Annotated in this window: 13 protein-coding genes; all 13 read right to left on the bottom strand. The window is 50.0% G+C overall.

Going from position 1 to position 17,234, the window contains the following annotated elements; all coding sequences use genetic code 11:
- Positions 1 to 2: 2 nt before the first annotated feature.
- A complete protein-coding gene (gene rsmB, locus KVG29_RS00910; protein WP_252225770.1) occupies positions 3 to 1,361 on the bottom strand; it encodes a 16S rRNA (cytosine(967)-C(5))-methyltransferase RsmB in 1,359 nt (452 codons plus the stop codon).
- A 52-nt stretch (positions 1,362 to 1,413) separates the two neighbouring features.
- On the bottom strand, positions 1,414 to 2,406 hold the full coding sequence (gene fmt / locus KVG29_RS00915; RefSeq protein ID WP_420840503.1) for a methionyl-tRNA formyltransferase: 993 nt from the start codon (positions 2,404 to 2,406) through the stop codon (positions 1,414 to 1,416).
- Positions 2,403 to 2,864, bottom strand: a complete 462-nt coding sequence (def, locus tag KVG29_RS00920) for a peptide deformylase (RefSeq protein WP_252225771.1) — start codon at positions 2,862 to 2,864, stop codon at positions 2,403 to 2,405. Before def ends, fmt begins: the two co-directional genes overlap by 4 nt.
- Before the next feature lie 15 nt (positions 2,865 to 2,879).
- Entirely contained in the window at positions 2,880 to 5,159 is a 2,280-nt protein-coding gene (priA, locus tag KVG29_RS00925; protein ID WP_252225772.1) for a primosomal protein N', read from the bottom strand.
- Between the two features lie 139 nt (positions 5,160 to 5,298).
- Positions 5,299 to 6,519 carry a bifunctional phosphopantothenoylcysteine decarboxylase/phosphopantothenate--cysteine ligase CoaBC gene (coaBC, locus tag KVG29_RS00930; protein ID WP_252225773.1) on the bottom strand — a complete coding sequence of 407 codons (1,221 nt, stop codon included), beginning with the start codon at positions 6,517 to 6,519 and terminating at the stop codon, positions 5,299 to 5,301.
- 1 nt (position 6,520) lies between these two features.
- A complete protein-coding gene (rpoZ, locus tag KVG29_RS00935; RefSeq protein ID WP_252225774.1) occupies positions 6,521 to 6,727 on the bottom strand; it encodes a DNA-directed RNA polymerase subunit omega in 207 nt (68 codons plus the stop codon).
- Positions 6,728 to 6,729: 2 nt separating this feature from the next.
- A complete protein-coding gene (gene gmk, locus KVG29_RS00940) occupies positions 6,730 to 7,341 on the bottom strand; it encodes a guanylate kinase (protein ID WP_252225899.1) in 612 nt (203 codons plus the stop codon).
- A 21-nt stretch (positions 7,342 to 7,362) separates the two neighbouring features.
- The gene (gene remA / locus KVG29_RS00945; RefSeq protein WP_252225775.1) at positions 7,363 to 7,650 is read right to left on the bottom strand and encodes an extracellular matrix/biofilm regulator RemA; all 288 of its coding nucleotides are present in this window, start codon (positions 7,648 to 7,650) and stop codon (positions 7,363 to 7,365) included.
- 21 nt (positions 7,651 to 7,671) lie between these two features.
- Positions 7,672 to 8,550 carry a YicC/YloC family endoribonuclease gene (locus KVG29_RS00950; RefSeq protein ID WP_252225776.1) on the bottom strand — a complete coding sequence of 293 codons (879 nt, stop codon included), beginning with the start codon at positions 8,548 to 8,550 and terminating at the stop codon, positions 7,672 to 7,674.
- A 188-nt stretch (positions 8,551 to 8,738) separates the two neighbouring features.
- Entirely contained in the window at positions 8,739 to 9,728 is a 990-nt protein-coding gene (locus KVG29_RS00955) for an AIR synthase family protein (protein ID WP_252225778.1), read from the bottom strand.
- A 157-nt stretch (positions 9,729 to 9,885) separates the two neighbouring features.
- Positions 9,886 to 12,657, bottom strand: a complete 2,772-nt coding sequence (locus tag KVG29_RS12345) for a peptidoglycan-binding protein (protein WP_276576320.1) — start codon at positions 12,655 to 12,657, stop codon at positions 9,886 to 9,888.
- 128 nt (positions 12,658 to 12,785) lie between these two features.
- Positions 12,786 to 14,783 carry an NAD-dependent DNA ligase LigA gene (gene ligA / locus KVG29_RS00980; RefSeq protein WP_252225780.1) on the bottom strand — a complete coding sequence of 666 codons (1,998 nt, stop codon included), beginning with the start codon at positions 14,781 to 14,783 and terminating at the stop codon, positions 12,786 to 12,788.
- Between the two features lie 46 nt (positions 14,784 to 14,829).
- The gene (locus KVG29_RS00985; protein ID WP_252225782.1) at positions 14,830 to 17,211 is read right to left on the bottom strand and encodes an ATP-dependent helicase; all 2,382 of its coding nucleotides are present in this window, start codon (positions 17,209 to 17,211) and stop codon (positions 14,830 to 14,832) included.
- Positions 17,212 to 17,234 lie beyond the last annotated feature (23 nt).

Genomic DNA, 17,234 nt, shown 5'->3' on the forward strand with positions numbered 1-17,234 from the left:
GGTCACCTCATCCTCTTTAGCCTGGCAATGAAAAATCCATCTATTCCATCCCTGGAAGGGATAAGCTGAATCATTCCCGGCCGAATAACTGAATCTTTTAAGCCCTCCGGTAATAAATACGTAAAATCATCCAGTATAAAGTGGGGATTATGCTGCAAAAATTTCTCAATAACCATCTGGTTTTCGTCCACATTCATGGTACATGTGCTGTAGACCAGTACACCTCCTGGCTTTACATAACGGGAACAAGTGGAAATGATCTGGTCTTGAAGCTCATAAAGTTCATCAAGGTCTTCCCGCCTTATGCTGTTCTTTATATCGGGCTTCTTGTATATGACCCCCCATCCGCTGCACGGGGCATCGATGAGCACTCGATCAGCCTGCCCCTCAAGACATGCCTGAAACTTCCGGGCATCCTGCTGCTGTGGCTCAACGATGGTAGCCCCCAGCCTCTCGGCGTTAAGCTTTATCAACTCGACCCTTTGAAGGTGGACATCCCATGCCAATATGCGCCCCTGATTCCCCATCAGCTCGGCCATATGGGTGGCCTTACCGCCTGGAGCGCTGCACGCATCTATAATAAGCTCGCCCTTCTTGGGATCAAGAACGCGAACAACCAGCATGGAGCTCTCGCCCTGTACCGTAAAAAGGCCTTCCGCATACAGGAGGTTGTTCTCAATATCGCCGGCAGAACGGAGCCTTAAAGCTTCATCCTTTATATACAGGCCATCTGCACACTGGATACCCTGCTGCATGAACCGCTCTTTAAGCTCATCCTTTGTTATCCTGTTTCTGTTGACCCTTATTGTGACGTAATCGCCATCGCTCACGGCAGGCATCACCATGGCCTCTGCCACCGCTATGCCATAATCGTCAATCCACTTTTTTACCAGCCATACGGGATAACTGTAAGTAAGCGATAAGTTGAGCACCGGGTCGTCTTCCTTTGAGGGAAACGAAATGTCGTCCTTATGCCTTACGATGTTTCTGAGCACGCCGTTTACAAAGCCCGCCAGAGCCTTATTGCAGTACTTCTTGCACAACTTGACCGATTCATCGCAAACCGCAAAGTCAGGCACCCTATCCATATACATGATCTGGTAACAGCCCATCCTCAATATGTTTATTACCCAGGGATTGGCCCGCTTTAAACTGCAGAACTTGTTCAAAATCCAGTCAATGGTGATCTGCCGCTCCAAAGTGCCATAAACCAACTGAGTCACAAAAGCGGCATCCCTGTTAGGCAACCTGGCTCTCCTCAAATGGTGCTTCAAGCTTATGTTGGCGTATTTCCCATCACGGTTTATCTCTTTCAATATTCGCAAAGCGGTATCCCTTGCAACATCGGTTTTAGTCTCCATAGTATTCGCTCCACAATTCTCCTTAAGCAATACTTATACTAGGTCGTTTCTATTACTCTTTCTCTTCACACGATTGGGGCACTTCCGAAGATAGCTCACTTCGGAAGACAGCACCCACCGGTATCGGGTTACCCCTCAAGAACTCAATATCCTCCATGACCTTTTTGCCTTCCCCCTGTATTTTGACAAGCCGCAAAAAGCCATCACCGCAGGCCACCACCAGTCCCTGGCGCTGATCGGCCGCCACCACCTGCCCGGGGGTATAGGTTCCCAGTTTAGAGTATTCCCATTCCTGTACCTTCCATACTTTTATGCGCTGGTCCCCAAGGAAGGTAAAAGTTCCGGGCCAGGGCGTCAACCCCCTCACCAGGTTTTTGATGCGGACAGCGCTTTGGGTCCAATCGATATTGCCCATGGATTTGTCTATCTTTTTACAGTAAGTGGCCTTGTCATGCTCTTGAGGACGTCCGGCGGGTCGCCCCTTTTCAAACAGCTCCAGCACCTCTGCCAGCGCCTGCCCACCCAGCACAGCCAGCCGGTCATGCAATTCATCGGCCTGCTCATTGGGGTGTATGGGAGTGCTCCTCTGAAGTATTATATCACCAGTATCCATACCCACATCCATATACATTATGGTTATGCCCGTCTCAGTCTCCCCGTCTATCAATGCCTGTTGAATGGGCGAAGCGCCGCGGTACTTGGGCAGCAAAGACGCATGGACGTTTATGCATCCCAGTGGCGGGATATCGAGTATCTCTTTTGGCAGTATCTGTCCGTAGGCAGCAGTAACTATGAGGTCGGGCGCCAGCTCTTTTAATATCCTGATAAACTCTGGATCCCTTACCTTTTCGGGCTGATAGACCGGTATGGCTCTTGCAAGAGCCCATTCTTTAACGGGGGGAGGCGCCAGCTTCTTCCCCCGGCCCTTAGGCTTATCTGGCTGGGTAACCACACCTATTATCTCGTGGCCGCTGCTTACAATGGCTTCAAGAGACGGTATAGCAAATTCTGGTGTGCCCATGAATACGATCCTCAGCACATTCATCCCTCCACCAGCGTCCCCGGAACCACCTTATCGATAAACAGTATGCCATCCAGGTGATCGATTTCGTGACATAGCGCCCGGGCAAGCAATCCGGTTCCGGTGATTTCGATTGGCTCCCCTTTTCTGTTGAGAGCTTTTACCTTGACCTTTTCGGGTCGTATTACCTCTCCCCTCATTCCCGGGATGCTCAGGCACCCTTCTGCACCCCGTTGCTGTCCTGAGGACTCTACAATCTCGGGATTGATGAGCTCGATCAATCCTTCGCCCACATCGATTACCACCACTCTTCGCAGTATCCCCACCTGCGGGGCTGCCAGGCCTACCCCGTCGGCATGCCTCATGGTCTCGGCCATGTCATCCAGCAGTTCCAGAATCCTTTCATCGATTTTCTCTACCGGTCTGGACTTCTTGCGCAACACATCATCCTTGCCGTATATCATGATCCTCCTTATTGCCAAATCAATCATCCCTTTCTACAGCAGACTCAATGGATAAAAATCCACAATGGTGGTTTCCTTGACGCCCATCAGCCTTTCCAGACACTCATCCATGAGCCGATGATATGCCTGTTTGTATATGTCGTCAGGCCTGATGCGGATGAGCACCTGCCATCGGTACCTGTTGTTGATCCTCTCGAGAGGCGCCGAATATGCCCCTACATCAATCAACCCCTGTTTCAACACCGGGCTGCCGTCAATCCTTTGTTTCAGCCAATCTCTGGTGTCAATGGCCAGCCTTATGAGGTCCTCTTCCTTCTCGTCCATCATCAGTATTCTGATGATGTGTGAAAATGGGGGATACAAAAACTGCCTGCGTATCTCTATTTCCCTGCTGTAAAATCCAACGTAATCGTGCCTCGCTGCAAACTGTATGGCGTAATGCTGCGGCTGATATGTCTGTATGATAACCCTTCCGCCCCGCGGCCCTCGTCCGGCACGGCCGGCCACCTGGGTTATCAGCTGAAAAGCCTTTTCACTGCTTCGATAATCGGGCAGGTGCAGCGAAGTATCGGCTGCGATTACCCCCACAAGCGTCACCCTTGGAAAATCCAGTCCCTTGGCGATCATCTGCGTACCCAGCAAGATGTCATACTTTCCCTCTCCAAACGCCCTCAAAATCCGCTGGTGTGCCCCCTTGGTCGAGGTGGTATCCATATCCATCCTTATTATGCGGGCCTGAGGAAACAGCTTCTTAATCTCCTCCTCGGCCCGCTGGGTCCCAATCCCGAAATGCTTGATGTACTTGCTGCCGCAGCCCGGGCATACGTTGGGATATGGATAGCTGGCCCCGCAGTAGTGGCACTTTAGCGTTTTATCGTAAGCATGGTAGGTCAGCGATATATCGCAGTTGTGGCACTTTACCACAAATCCGCACGAGCGGCACGAGACAAACTGTGCATAGCCCCTGCGGTTGAGCAGCAGTATGGCCTGTTCGCCTTTTTGCAACACATCGGCCAGTGCACGGTAAAGCGCACCGCTTAGTATGCTACGGTTGCCCAGCTCTATCTCCTTGCGCATGTCCACAATCTCCACAGGCGGCAGAGGTCGATGATCCACCCTGTGCTTCATCTTTATCGTTTTATACATCCCCTTCTCTGCCAGGTAATAATCGGTAAGGGAGGGCGTGGCACTGCCCAGCAGAAGCACCGCTCCTTCCAGCTCGCATCTCTTGCGGGCAACCCCCACCGCATGGTACCTGGGCTGCATGTCCGACTTATAGCTGTCCTCATGGGCCTCATCCACGATGATAAGGCCCAGCCGCTCAAAGGGCGCAAAAATGGCCGAACGCGCCCCCACCACAACGTCCACTTGCTGGTTTCTAATCCTACGCCACTCATCATATCGCTCACCCAGAGACAAGCCGCTGTGCAGTATGGCCACCCGCTGGCCAAAATGGCTTTTAAATCGCTCCACCGTTTGAGGGGTCAAGGATATCTCGGGTACAAGCACGATGACCTGTTTATTTAAAGCCAGGGCTTTTTGTGCGGCCTGGATATACACCTCGGTCTTGCCGCTGCCGGTCACACCCTGGAGCAGGAACTTACCGCAGCCCCTGATGAGCGCCGCTTCCAGCGTTTCAATGGCCGATCTCTGCTCGTCGGTTAAAGCCTTGGGCTGAACGCCTGTATCCGGTTCATAATCCCAGGGATTGCGGTATACCTCCTGCTGTTCTATGCGAATCCATCCCCGCTTTTCCAGGCTTTTTATGCTGGACAACGGTGCTCCAGTAACTGCCCTTACCTCTTCAAGCGGTATACCGTCCTGCTGGGCCAGCAACCTCAATACATCGGTCATGTATTTAGACTTTCTGGCGATATGATCAATGCGCTCCTCCACCACATCCCCATAATCGTTTAAAAATACCAGCTTCTGAGCCTTCTTTTTGACATTGGCTCTGAGGCCGGGAGGAATCATACACCTGATGGCCTCTATTGACAGGCAGTGATACTCTTCTTTCATCCAGCCTATAAGAGGGATCATGGACTGAGGGAGCACGGGATAATCATCCAGCACACTGTCTATCGCCTTGATTTTATCATCTGGTACATCAGCTGCGGTATCCAGCCTGACTACGTAGCCTTCCACCATCCTGTTTGACGTGCCAAACGGCACCTGTACCCTCATTCCTACTTGAACTCTTTCTCTTAACTCGGGGGGTATTATATAATGGAATACCCTGTCAAGCGAGGGATGGGCCTGATCAATTATCACACCAGCATAGACGACGCCGCCTTCCACCAAACTCCCCCTCATCTGAACCGTATACCAAACAAAGCAGCTGTATATTGTAAACGCATTTTCCAAACCATCTTTAACAAATCATTAAACAATATTGCAATAAATAACTAAAGAATAACTAAACAAAAAGGGTACAAGCAAGGTACCCTTCAGTTCAGTTTGAACCCTGGCACAAAGCAGGACATCTCTTTATAACCTCATCGATTATCCTGTGCGCGAATTCCTTTTTGTCCATTTGAGGGATGGCGATGACCTCTCCCTCGCGGGTAACCAATAAGCCCTCATTTGTGTTTTTCTCAAACCCTGCGCCCTGCCGGGTCACATCGTTTGCCACTATGAAATCTAGGTTTTTCTCACGCATCTTCTTCATGGCATATTCCTCGATATTCTCCGTTTCGGCTGCAAACCCAACCAGTATACATTTGCCTTTGCGTTTGCCCAGCTCTTTCAATATATCCGGGTTCTTTACCAGCGTCAGGGTTAATCTGTCGTTGTCCTTTTTTATCTTGGTGGGGTAGTACGTTTCAGGACGGTAATCCCCTACCGCCGCAGCCTTGAAAACCATGTGACACAACGGAAAGATCTCCATCACCTTTTCAAACATCTCCTTAGCCGTTTCAACCCGGTAAAGCTTTACTCCAGGTGGCGGCGATATGGATACAGGGCCTGATACCAGCTCCACATCAGCTCCCCTTTCAGCGCATGCGGCGGCAATGGCATAACCCATCTTGCCCGATGAAGGATTGCTGATAAACCTGACAGGGTCCAGATACTCTCTCGTTGGGCCGGCAGTCACCAGTATCCTTAAACCTTTTAAATCGCTCTTTCTCGAGAAATAATTCTCGATTACGTCAAGTATATCCTGGACGTCGGCCAGCTTGCCCTCGCCATAGTCGCCACAGGCCAATCTTCCGGCAGCCGGCGGGATGAACATATACCCCTTGCTCTTTAAAAAGCTCATATTCTCCTGAACGATGGGATTGGTGTACATATTGGTGTTCATGGCAGGGGCAAATATGACCTGCGCTCTGGTGGCCATGATGGTGGTGGATAAAAGGTCATCGGCTATACCGTGGGCCACTTTACCCAAAATATTGGCGGTGGCAGGTACCACCACCAGCAGGTCAGCCCACTTTGCAAGGGATATATGGTCTATCTCCCAGGCCCCGGGCCTGGAAAACATGTCATAGTAAACCGGATTGCCCGACAGGGTTTCCAGCGTAAGAGGTTTTATGAACTCCATGGCATGAGCTGTCATTATAACCTTTACCTGTGCTCCCCTTTTGACAAGAGAGCTTACAACCTCGGCTGCCTTGTATGCAGCGATCCCGCCCGTTATACCAATGACGATCTTTTTATCCTTTACAGCATCCATCTCACTTTATACCTTCTTTTGTCCGTTTGTATAATACCTTGCCTGCGTTTATCTCTTCGGTTGCGATGGTGACAGGCTTGCTGGACTGGGTCGAAATCAAAGGCTTTGCCCCTGCAACCAGCTGCCTTGCGCGCTTTGCCACCGCCACAGCAAGGGTATAACGGCTATCAACCCTCTTCATGAGGTCATTCAGCGACGGATAAAGCATTCTCAACCCCTCCCTGTCAGCTCTAAATACAGCTCTTTGTTCCTATCAACACGGCATTTTTCGGCAAGTACAATGGCCTCCAGCTTGGCTACAGCGCTGTCCACCGTGTCATTTATGATAACGTAATTATAGCGGGAGATATAGTTCAACTCCTCATAGGCGCTTTGAAATCTCCTGTAGATGGTCTCTGCATCCTCCGTTCCACGCTTGACAATGCGCTTCTTGAGCTCCTCCATAGAAGGAGGAATTATAAACACGAACACCGCCTCGGGGAAGCGCTCCTTTACCTGCAGTGCCCCCTGTATATCGATCTCCAGTATAACATCCCTGCCGGCAGCCAGCTCTTCCTCAACGAATTTTTTGGGAGTACCGTAATAATTGCCGTAAACCTCGGCATACTCCAAAAACTCACCATTCTCTACCATTTTGAGAAAAGTTTCCTTGTCCCTAAAAAAATAGTTAACCCCTTCCTTTTCTCCAACACGGGGTTTGCGTGTGGTCACCGACACCGAAAGTATGGCATGGGGATTTCTTTCGAGGTACGCGCTGCATATAGTACCTTTCCCAGCACCCGAAGGACCTGATACCACGATTAACAGCCCTTTATTGAACATGGTGAACTTCACTGCTTATCTTTACTCCTCCTCTTCTTCAGATACTGTGGAAGTGGAAGGAACATTATCTTTTGCATTGACGCGATGAGCTACCGTCTCGGGTTGAACGGCAGACAATATAACGTGGTCGCTGTCGGTGATTATGACAGCCCTGGTCCTTCTACCATAGGTGGCATCGATGAGCATACCCCTCTCGCGCGCCTCCTGTATGATCCTCTTTATAGGCGCCGATTCGGGGCTGACAATTGCTATAAGGCGATTAGCTGAAACTATATTCCCAAATCCTATGTTGACCAACTTAATACTCATACCACACTCTCCTTTTCAGCTTTACTCGATGTTTTGAACCTGTTCCCTTATCTTCTCTATCTCACTCTTTATATCAACCACAAGGTTAATTATGGTCAAATCATTTGCTTTAGAGCCGATGGTATTGACCTCCCGGTTCATCTCCTGGACCAGGAAATCAAGCCGCCTGCCTATCGGCTCGGTAGATTCCAGAGCATCTCTGAACTGTTCGAGATGGCTGAAGAGCCTCACTATCTCCTCGGTTATGTTGCACCTTTCGGCAAAGTACACCACTTCCATATTAAAGCGGTTCTCGTCCAGCTCTGAACCCTGAAGCAGGTCTTTGAGCCGGTTTCTCAGCTTTTCGCGGTACTCATCCACAACTTGAGGAGCTCGCTGCTCGATGCATTTCAACATGGATTCTACTTTCTTTATGCGCTCCAGCAGATCGCCCTTTAAGTTTTCTCCCTCTTTCCTGCGCATCTCCTTTGCTTCGTGGAGTACCTGTTCCATAAGAGCCCTTGCCATCTGCCTGAGCGCTTCCTGGTCCTCTTCCACTTCGTTGACGACGAAAGCATCAGGAATATTGAGCAACGATGATACGGAAATATCATTTCGCAAGTTATACTCCTGCGCCAGTTTATTAAAGCATGCCAGATAAGCCTCCACAAGAGGTTGGTTGACCTGTACGTCCACCGCATCGCTTCGCTGGCTAGAGTAGCTTACGGTTACTTCCACCCTCCCTCTTGCCAGATGCTGCTGAACCATGCTCCTTATATCCTCTTCAAGGAACGACAGAGTGCGTGGCAGTTTGACATAGACATCTAAAAAACGGTGATTTAGCGTCTTTATTTCTATAGACATCTCTCTGCCCTGTTCTTCTATCTTGCCTCTGCCAAATCCCGTCATGCTGTAGATCATACTTACCGTCTCCGTTTCTTCGTTTTGTATTATAGTCATGAAATTCCCAAATTATGACGGATTTATAAGACCAGTTTTCAAAATTTAGACCATTCAATCTGTATAATACAGCTATCGCAGGTTCAATCAGTATTATAACACAAATTACATCCGTTAAAAACCGGCTTTTTACCCCGTTTTGAGGAGATTTATGTAAAACGCAGCGCTTTATAAAGCTGGTCGGCACCTGGTGGGTCAAGAGGAATGCGCCCCTCTTCGGTCAACAGCCATTTAGCGGTGTCATCTATAACCCTGCCTACAACAGCAGCCTCGATGCCGTTGGCGTTGAGAAACTCGACAAGTTTCTCCCCTTCTGGCGTCACTATAACCATGCAGCCGCTCGAGATAAGCCTCAAAGGGTCTATATCGAAGAAGCGGCAGATGGCTGCAGTCTCAGTAGCTACGGGTATCCGCCTTATATCTATCTCAACCCCTTTACTCATAGCCTCGCTGATCTCCCATATGGCTCCCAGCACACCGCCTTCGGTTGCATCGTGCATTCCGTGTACGCCAAAAGAACTGGCAAGCCTGCCCTCTTTCACGACGCTAATGCATTTTATAAAATCCTTGGCCCTTTGAACCAGCTTCTCAGGAAAATGGCGCGACAACAGGTCTTCTCTGTCATGCGCTAAAATGGCTGTGCCCTCCATGCCTGCTTTTTTGGTAATCACTATGTCGTCTCCGGCTTGAGCGCTTGCAAATGATACCACCTTTTCTTTCCTGACCCTGCCAATGGCTGTGAGGCACAGTACCATCCTGGAAACAGCGTCTGTAACCTCTGTATGGCCGCCCAGAATATCTATATCAAGCTCCCGGGCCGCACGTTCGGCATCTACCACCACCTGCTCAATGTCTGCAGCCTCAGCATCCGGTGGAGCCAAAACGGTCAGCGTCACCCCTACTACTTCGGCACCAGTGGTCACTATATCGTTGCAGCAAATGTGAACCCCTATGTATCCCACTTGGCTAGACGCCCCAGTTATCGGGTCACTTGAAATTATACACAACTCCTCACCAAAATCCAATATGCTGCAGTCCCTGCCTATACCCGGCCCCAGCAATACATCTTTGCGTTTAATTGTTAACTTCGAAATAATCTGATTTTTTAAGAATTCATTTGATATTTTGCCTATATTCACGTCTTTCCTCCGTTTAACACATTATATCTTTAAATATTTGCTTATAATATTGTACCACTATTTAACTGAAAGTCAAACAGTTTTTATTTTACAAAAAGCCTATGGTTTTTTCTGAAGTCAAAAAAAGAGCGGGCTTCTATCAAGCCCGCTTCCATAACTATCTCTTATAATACTCCACGATTCCCTTGTATATGCCGGCAGCCACGTCCTCACGGGTCTGTTCCTTTATCAACAATGCCCTGTCATTGGGGTTGTTGATAAAGCCTACCTCCACCAGTACCGAAATCACGTTATTTTCCCTGAGCACGCTGAAATCGGCCTTGTATGGGACGGTATATTTCTTGGAGAAATTGGTGGTAGCGTTGAGCTGCTGCAGTAAAACTTTTGCAAACCTCTCTCTTTCTGCGGCATTGTATCCCTTGTAGTACTCTACATTTACGCCGTATGTACCGTTATAGGCGTATGGCCCGTTATCCCTGTAAAATACGCTGATTCCTGACGCTGAAGTCTGGTCACCATCACCTGGAGTAGAGTTGCAGTGCAGGGAAATAAACAGATAGTTATCCTGGTATTTCTGGCGCGTAAGGTCGAACACCTCAACCAAATCGGGAGTTGCGTACCTCTTGCCGTTTACCATCTGCTCTGCGTATATATCCACTCTGTCGGTCATCCCTGGATTGTCCAAATATACCTTAAACTGCTGGATCCTGGTGCTTAAGATTGAAATTTGCTCCTCCTTAGCCGCTATCTCTTCCTCCAGGGCCTTTTTCTCTTGCTCGAGAACAGGGAGCTTGTCTTCAATTTGCGATATTATCTCTCCAATACCTTTCTCGATATCTACAAGGTTAGCTATATCTGCCTTCATCTTGTCGATACTTTGTTTAACACCTTCCAAATCTGCATTAATTTTATCCTCTTCTGCCAGCGCTTTATCCAAATCGGCCTGACTTTCAGGAAGTCCCAGCTCTTCGGCCAGCTTTTCTACATCTTGCTGCAATTGTGCTAATTGTTCTTCTAAATCTGAAATCTGGGCATCCACCTGAGCCAGCTGCTCTTCTAAGGATTTTTTACGCGCTAGAAGTTCTTTCACCTGCGGCAGATCTTCGTTGATGATCTGATTGATCGGGCCGATCACAGGTTCCTTCACTGCCTCATCAATTTCCAGATCATTCACCATATTTGCTAAATCACCAATATCCTGGCCGAACTTCTCTGCTGCTTGTGTAGCTTTCGCAACGTCATTCTCATTAAGAGCTGTGTTGACTGCTTCCAGATCCACCTTCACTTTATTGAACTGTTCAAGCAGTGCAGCTTTCTTCTCCTGCTCTACCTCTAAGGCGGTCAATGCAGCATTCAGGCTTTGAACATCCCCATTGAGCTTGGACGTATCGATGACGATGGCTTGGTATTCCTGCATAAGTGCATCTCTTTGTGCTGTCAGGTCCTCCAGCTGTTTCGCCACATCACTTACCTGCTGCTCCTTCTGCAAGTATTCCTCGTACTTTTCAATAAGCTCCAACTTACCTTGAAGTTCATTCAGCCGTACTTCATACTGCGGGAGGTTTGCCTTGGCAAACTCCAATTTGCTTATTTGCTCTTCCTTAACCTGCTTTGCCTCTACAGCTGCATCCCTATCCTTCTTCACTGCAGCCAGCTCGGTCTGAAGAATATGGGTGTTTACCAAAGCCGACCGGTAAAACAGGGAATAATACCTATCATCGGATCTGGTAAGTATCACCGTGGCACCGGCTTCTTCCAGTATACGTTTGAGCCTCAAAGCCATATCAAGAACCATGTCCTTTTCCTTCACCAGGCCATAGCCTTGATGCTCTTTAGTGGCACCTGGGTCGGTCCCACCATGCCCGGCATCCACAAATATTACCTTGCCGGTCAACGCCCCCGGCGTACCGTGGAACTGCGTAAAACCGGGTTCAGGCTGCGGTTCAGGTTGTGGCTGTGGTTGTGGTTCCGGCTCAGGCTTTGGTTCTGGCTTGGGCTCAGGTTGTGGCTGCGGCTGCAGTTGCGGTTGTGGATTCTGTGGCGGCTGTACCGGGAACAGCTTTGCAATGGTCTTAGGCCCTACTATGCCGTCCACTGCCAGGCCGTTGTCCCTCTGGAAGGCCATCACCGCTTGCCGCGTCCTGGAGCCAAACACCCCATCAGCTGCACCGCAGTTGTACCCCAGCTCGTTCAGCCGCCTTTGCAGCGTCACAACCTGACTTCCCCTGCTGCCAAGCCTCAACGTCGTGGTGATTGGCGGAGTAGCATTCTGGTTGCCATTTTCGCTGCCTCCGCTGGTTTGCTTATCATTAGACGGCGGTGCAGAAGGCTCAGGATTTTGATTCTGTGGCGGATTATTTACTGCAAACAGCTTTGCAATGGTCTTAGGCCCTACTATGCCGTCCACTGCCAGGCCGTTGTCCCTCTGGAAGACCATCACCGCTTGCCGCGTCCTGGAGCCAAACACCCCATCAGCTGCACCGCAGTTGTATCCCAGCTCGTTCAGCCGCCTTTGCAGCGTCACAACCTGACTTCCCCTGCTGCCAAGCCTCAACGTCGTGGTGATTGGGGCGCTTGAGCTTTCGCTTCGCGACGGCGGCTCTGGTGCAGGTGCAGATGATGAGCCACTGCTTCCTGTAGAGCCGGATAAAACCTCCACTAGCTTGCCCAGCGTTGCCGAACCGGCTATGCCATCCTGTTTCAGACCGTAGGCTTTTTGGAAGCTCCTGACAGCTGCTTCGGTTTGAGGCCCAAAAATACCATCAGCACTACCCTGCAAAAAACCCAGCTTAATGAGCTGCTGCTGAAGCTGCTGAACAGCCGCGCCGCGGCTACCTCGCCTCAACAGAGTAGCCCCCGAAGCTTGCTGTGGGAGTAGTGCTGATAGCATGAGTACAACCAGCAGACATGCCAAAACTCGTCTACCCAATACTTCACCCCCTTCCCCTCATTAAATTTGCAGATCATAAAACAAGAAATGACAAATTTACCATTGTTATCTCATATTTAAACACAAATTTGTCAAAAAATCAATGATTCAAAGATAGTAAATTAGGACTATTTTATGCCCAGCAGCTGTTTGAACTCCTCCTCATTGAGTATAGTAATGCCCAGAGCCCGTGCTTTTTCCAGCTTGCTCCCGGGATTTTCGCCTACCACCACGTAATTGGTTTTCTTGCTAACGCTGCTTGAAACTTTTCCGCCCCTTTCCTCAATAAGCCGTGTGGCCTCCTCGCGCGTATAGTTGCTCAAAGTACCGGTCAAAACGAATGTCAACCCTTTTAGCGACTCGTCGCGAAGCGACAAACCCGGCTGCTCCATCAATACTCCAGCTGCCTTGAGCTTCTCTATAATCCTGACATTCTGTTCCTCCTGGAAGAAGGCCACTATGCTTTCAGCGATCTTGTTTCCTATCTCCTCAATCTCCAGAAAATCCTCTTTCTTTGCCCTCATTATCCTATCGATGTGGCCAAAGTGCTGCGCTATCAGTTGGGCTGCTCTTGCACCCACCAGCGGAATGCCCAAGCCAAACAGCAGCCGTGCAAGTCCCCTATCTTTGCTCTGTTCAATGGCCCCTAAAAGATTCCTGACGGATTTATCGCCCATCCTCTCGATTCCGATTAAATCCTCGTACTTCAAATAGTACAGGTCGGCCACATCTTTGATAATCCCTCTATCAAGCAGTTGATTCACTACAGCCGGGCCCATGCCCTGTATATCCATGGCATCCCTGGAGGCAAAATGGATTACCAGGCGTTTAATCTGGGCCGGGCATGCATTCCCGGTACACCTGGTGGCTGCTTCGCCCTCAAGGCGTATGACGTCGGCACCGCATACCGGGCATCGTTTGGGCATTACGAAGGGTTTTTCGTTCCCGGTCCTCTTTTCCTTCCTGACCTCTACAACCTCGGGTATCACATCCCCAGCCTTTCGGATGACCACCGTATCCCCGATACGTATATCCTTTTCCTTTATGTAATCTTCGTTGTGAAGGGTGGCTCGCGAGACTATAGAACCTCCCACCGGCACCGGGTCAAACACCGCAGTAGGGGTCAAAACGCCCGTTCTTCCCACCTGCACGATTATGTCGCGTATCACCGTCTCCTTTTGCTCGGCAGGGAACTTGTAGGCAATGGCCCATCTGGGATTTTTGGTGGTGGCCCCCAGCATATCCCTCTGCCTCAAATTATTGACCTTTATCACAAGGCCATCGATGTCAAACCACAGCGAATGCCTCTTTTCATGCCACCCAAGGCACACGTCGATAACTTCATATATATGCCGTGAACGGCATAAAACAGGGGAGACCTTAAACCCTATCTCGCGCAGCAGCTCAAGGGCATCACAATGGGTTTCCGGCATTTGACCATCCTCTATGTACTGAAGGTTAAATATGAAGATGTCCAAAGGCCTGGAAGCCGTCACACGGGGGTCAAGCTGTCTTAAAGACCCTGCAGCAGCATTCCTCGGATTGGCAAATAAAGGCTGCCCCTGCTCACGCCGCTGCTCATTTAGGACCTCAAAATCCTTTTTGGACATAAAGACCTCGCCCCTCACCTCAAGGGTAAAGGGCTTGTTGATCTTTAGCGGGACGCTCCTTATGGTCTTTAAGTTTTCGGTTACATCCTCGCCCGTGTATCCATCTCCCCGGGTAGCCCCGCGTACAAACACCCCGTTTTCATACCACAGGGCAACTGACAGCCCGTCTATCTTGTATTCGACTACATACTCGACATCATCGCCTACCGCGTTTCTCACCCGACGATCGAAGTCTTTAAGCTCCCCTTCGCTGAAAGCGTTGGCCAGGCTGAGCATGGGTACCCTGTGCTGCACCGTACCGAACGCCTTCAAGGGTTGTCCACCCACCCTCTGAGTGGGCGAGTCGGGGGTCACAAGTTCGGGGAACACCTGCTCCAGCCAAATCAAGCGCCTCATCAGGGCATCATACTCATCGTCCGATATAACCGGCTGGTCCAGGACATAATAGTAATAGTCGTGCTTCCTTATCTCTTCCCTGAGCTTTTCAATCTCTTCCCTTGCTTGCTTGATATCCATACACACCACCACACCATCTTAAAGCTAAAATTATTTCGTCTTACCATTAAAGCTTTTTAAGTGGGGCCAGGTTGGCCATAAATTTTTTAATGCCACCCTGCTCAAAAGCGATCTGAATTCGAAGGTCGGCACCCTCACCGTCCATGGCAACTACGGTCCCCACACCAAACCTCTGATGGAGAACCTTGTCCCCCAGCGCAAACCTGGGAGATGGGCCGGTTTTCTCCTTTGTCACCTTCCCGGGCAGGTTAAAGCTGACAACCGGGTCAACGCTTGTACCCTTTTTGATACCAAAATCGCCAAATTTGAATGCATATCCTTCCGTGGCCGGCTCCACCAGCTCTTCAGGGATCTCGCTTATAAACCGCGAGGGCATGCTTAGCATCGAACTGCCGTAGAGGGTCCTGTTCCGGGCATAGGAAAGATACAACCGTTGCTTGGCCCGAGTGAGGCCCACGTAACACAGCCTGCGTTCCTCTTCCAGCTCATCCGGATTGTCCACCGACCTGGCAAGAGGGAACAGCCCCTCCTCTAAGCCCGCCATAAAGACCACCGGGAACTCCAGTCCCTTGGCGCTGTGCAGCGTCATGAGCACCACAGCCGATTCGTCCTCTCCCACCTGGTCAACGTCGGACACCAGCGCGATGTTTTCCAGGAAGTCCACCAGGTTAGCCCCCTGGTTGGCCTCTTCAAATTCCGTGGCAGCCGAGATAAACTCCTTTATATTCTCCAAACGGGCCAGGGCATCCATTGTGCCTTCTCTTTCCAGCTCGCTACGGTATCCCGTCTCTTCCAGCACCGTGTGGACAAAATCCACTATGCCCATGGTATCCTTCAAGGCTATAAGCCGCATTATGAGGTCGACAAACGCCTTCACGCTGGCAGCAGCCCTGCCCGAAAGCACTCCATTCTTATCAAGGTCTATAGCAACGCCAAATATGCTTTCCTCCATCTCTGCCGCCGCTCTCTCAAGCGCTTCTATCGTTGCAGGCCCTATACCCCTTTTGGGAACGTTTATTATGCGTTTCAAGCTCACGTCATCGGCCGGATTTACAATGACGCGCAGGTACGCAATCACATCCTTTATCTCTTTGCGGTCGTAAAACCGCAATCCCTTGTATATCCGGTAGGGAATGCCGTATTTTATCATGGCCTCTTCCAGCACGCGGGACTGCGCGTTCACGCGGTACAGCACCGCAAACTCTCCTGCTTTGCGCCCCTCTTGCTGCATCAAATCCTTGATCTGGCGGCATATGAAATCAGCCTCGTCGTGTTCGTCGTATGCCTGGTATATCCGCACCTTGTCGCCATGCTTGCGCTGTGTCCACAGCCTCTTGGGCTTTCGACCTCTATTGTTCTGAATGACGCTGTTGGCCGCATCCAGTATGGTCTGGGATGAGCGATAATTCTCCTCCAGCTTGATGACGGTAGCGCTAGGGAAATCCCTCTCGAATTCCAGTATGTTTCTTATATCGGCACCTCGCCAACCGTAAATTGCCTGGTCATCATCTCCCACAGCACAGACATTCCCATGAAACTCCGAAAGCATCTTTATAAGCATGTACTGGGCCATATTGGTGTCCTGATATTCGTCAACCAGTATGTACTGGAATTTCTTCTGATAGTAATCCAGTACATCCGGCCTCAAGCGAAACAGCTCTACGGTCTTGTTTATGAGATCGCCGAAATCCAGGGCGTTGTTCTTTTTGAGCTTGGTCTCGTAAAGCTGATATATGCGGCCTATATTCTCTTCCCTGAACTGCCCCCTTACCCCGTCCATGTATTCCCTCGGCCCCTCCATCTGATCCTTGAGGCGGCTTATCAAATTTCTGATCTCTTTGGGGTCATAGTATTTCTCGTTGAGATTAAGTTCCTTGATGCAATCCTTGACCACCGTCAACTGGTCGGAATCGTCGTATATAACGAAATTTCGAGAATACCCTATCTTATCGATTTCCCGCCTGAGTATCCTCACACAGGTGGAATGAAAGGTACTGACCCATATGTCATAGGCCGCTTCCCCCACCAGCTGAACTATTCTTTCTTTCATTTCTTTCGCCGCTTTATTTGTAAAGGTAATGGCCAGTATGCTGCGCGGAAAGGCAACCCGGTAGCGCAGCAGCGCAAAAAGGCGCTCGGGCAGTGGAATTACCGCACCGCTGTCCTGGCATCGGTCTATATATTCCTCCATATAAGCAATATCCTGGAGCGTCAAGTCTTTTGGTACATAGTCGCTCCCGTAAGCACAGCCGAACTTAAGCAGGTGTGCAATTCTATTTACCAGCACCGTCGTTTTGCCCGAACCGGCACCTGCCAGCACCAGCAGAGGCCCCTGTGTGGTCAGCACCGCCTTCCTCTGCATCTCGTTCAAATGCCGGTACTGCAGCTCGATTATCTTATCCCTCAGCGCACGAAATCTGCTTTTCATATCCTCTGACATAAAACCTTCAC

Source organism: Caldicoprobacter algeriensis, from assembly GCF_023838525.1.
Taxonomy (GTDB): domain Bacteria; phylum Bacillota; class Clostridia; order Caldicoprobacterales; family Caldicoprobacteraceae; genus Caldicoprobacter; species Caldicoprobacter algeriensis.

What these genes read in the sequence shown, in the direction of transcription:
- gmk (WP_252225899.1), bottom strand. Translation starts at nt 7,341, where the DNA reads ATGTTCAATAAAGGGCTGTTAATCGTGGTATCAGGTCCTTCGGGTGCT.
- KVG29_RS00950 (WP_252225776.1), bottom strand. Translation starts at nt 8,550, where the DNA reads ATGATCTACAGCATGACGGGATTTGGCAGAGGCAAGATAGAAGAACAG.
- rsmB (WP_252225770.1), bottom strand. Translation starts at nt 1,361, where the DNA reads ATGGAGACTAAAACCGATGTTGCAAGGGATACCGCTTTGCGAATATTG.
- coaBC (WP_252225773.1), bottom strand. Translation starts at nt 6,519, where the DNA reads ATGGATGCTGTAAAGGATAAAAAGATCGTCATTGGTATAACGGGCGGG.
- ligA (WP_252225780.1), bottom strand. Translation starts at nt 14,783, where the DNA reads ATGGATATCAAGCAAGCAAGGGAAGAGATTGAAAAGCTCAGGGAAGAG.
- remA (WP_252225775.1), bottom strand. Translation starts at nt 7,650, where the DNA reads ATGAGTATTAAGTTGGTCAACATAGGATTTGGGAATATAGTTTCAGCT.
- fmt (WP_420840503.1), bottom strand. Translation starts at nt 2,406, where the DNA reads ATGAATGTGCTGAGGATCGTATTCATGGGCACACCAGAATTTGCTATA.
- KVG29_RS00985 (WP_252225782.1), bottom strand. Translation starts at nt 17,211, where the DNA reads ATGAAAAGCAGATTTCGTGCGCTGAGGGATAAGATAATCGAGCTGCAG.
- rpoZ (WP_252225774.1), bottom strand. Translation starts at nt 6,727, where the DNA reads ATGCTTTATCCGTCGCTGAATGACCTCATGAAGAGGGTTGATAGCCGT.
- priA (WP_252225772.1), bottom strand. Translation starts at nt 5,159, where the DNA reads ATGAGGGGGAGTTTGGTGGAAGGCGGCGTCGTCTATGCTGGTGTGATA.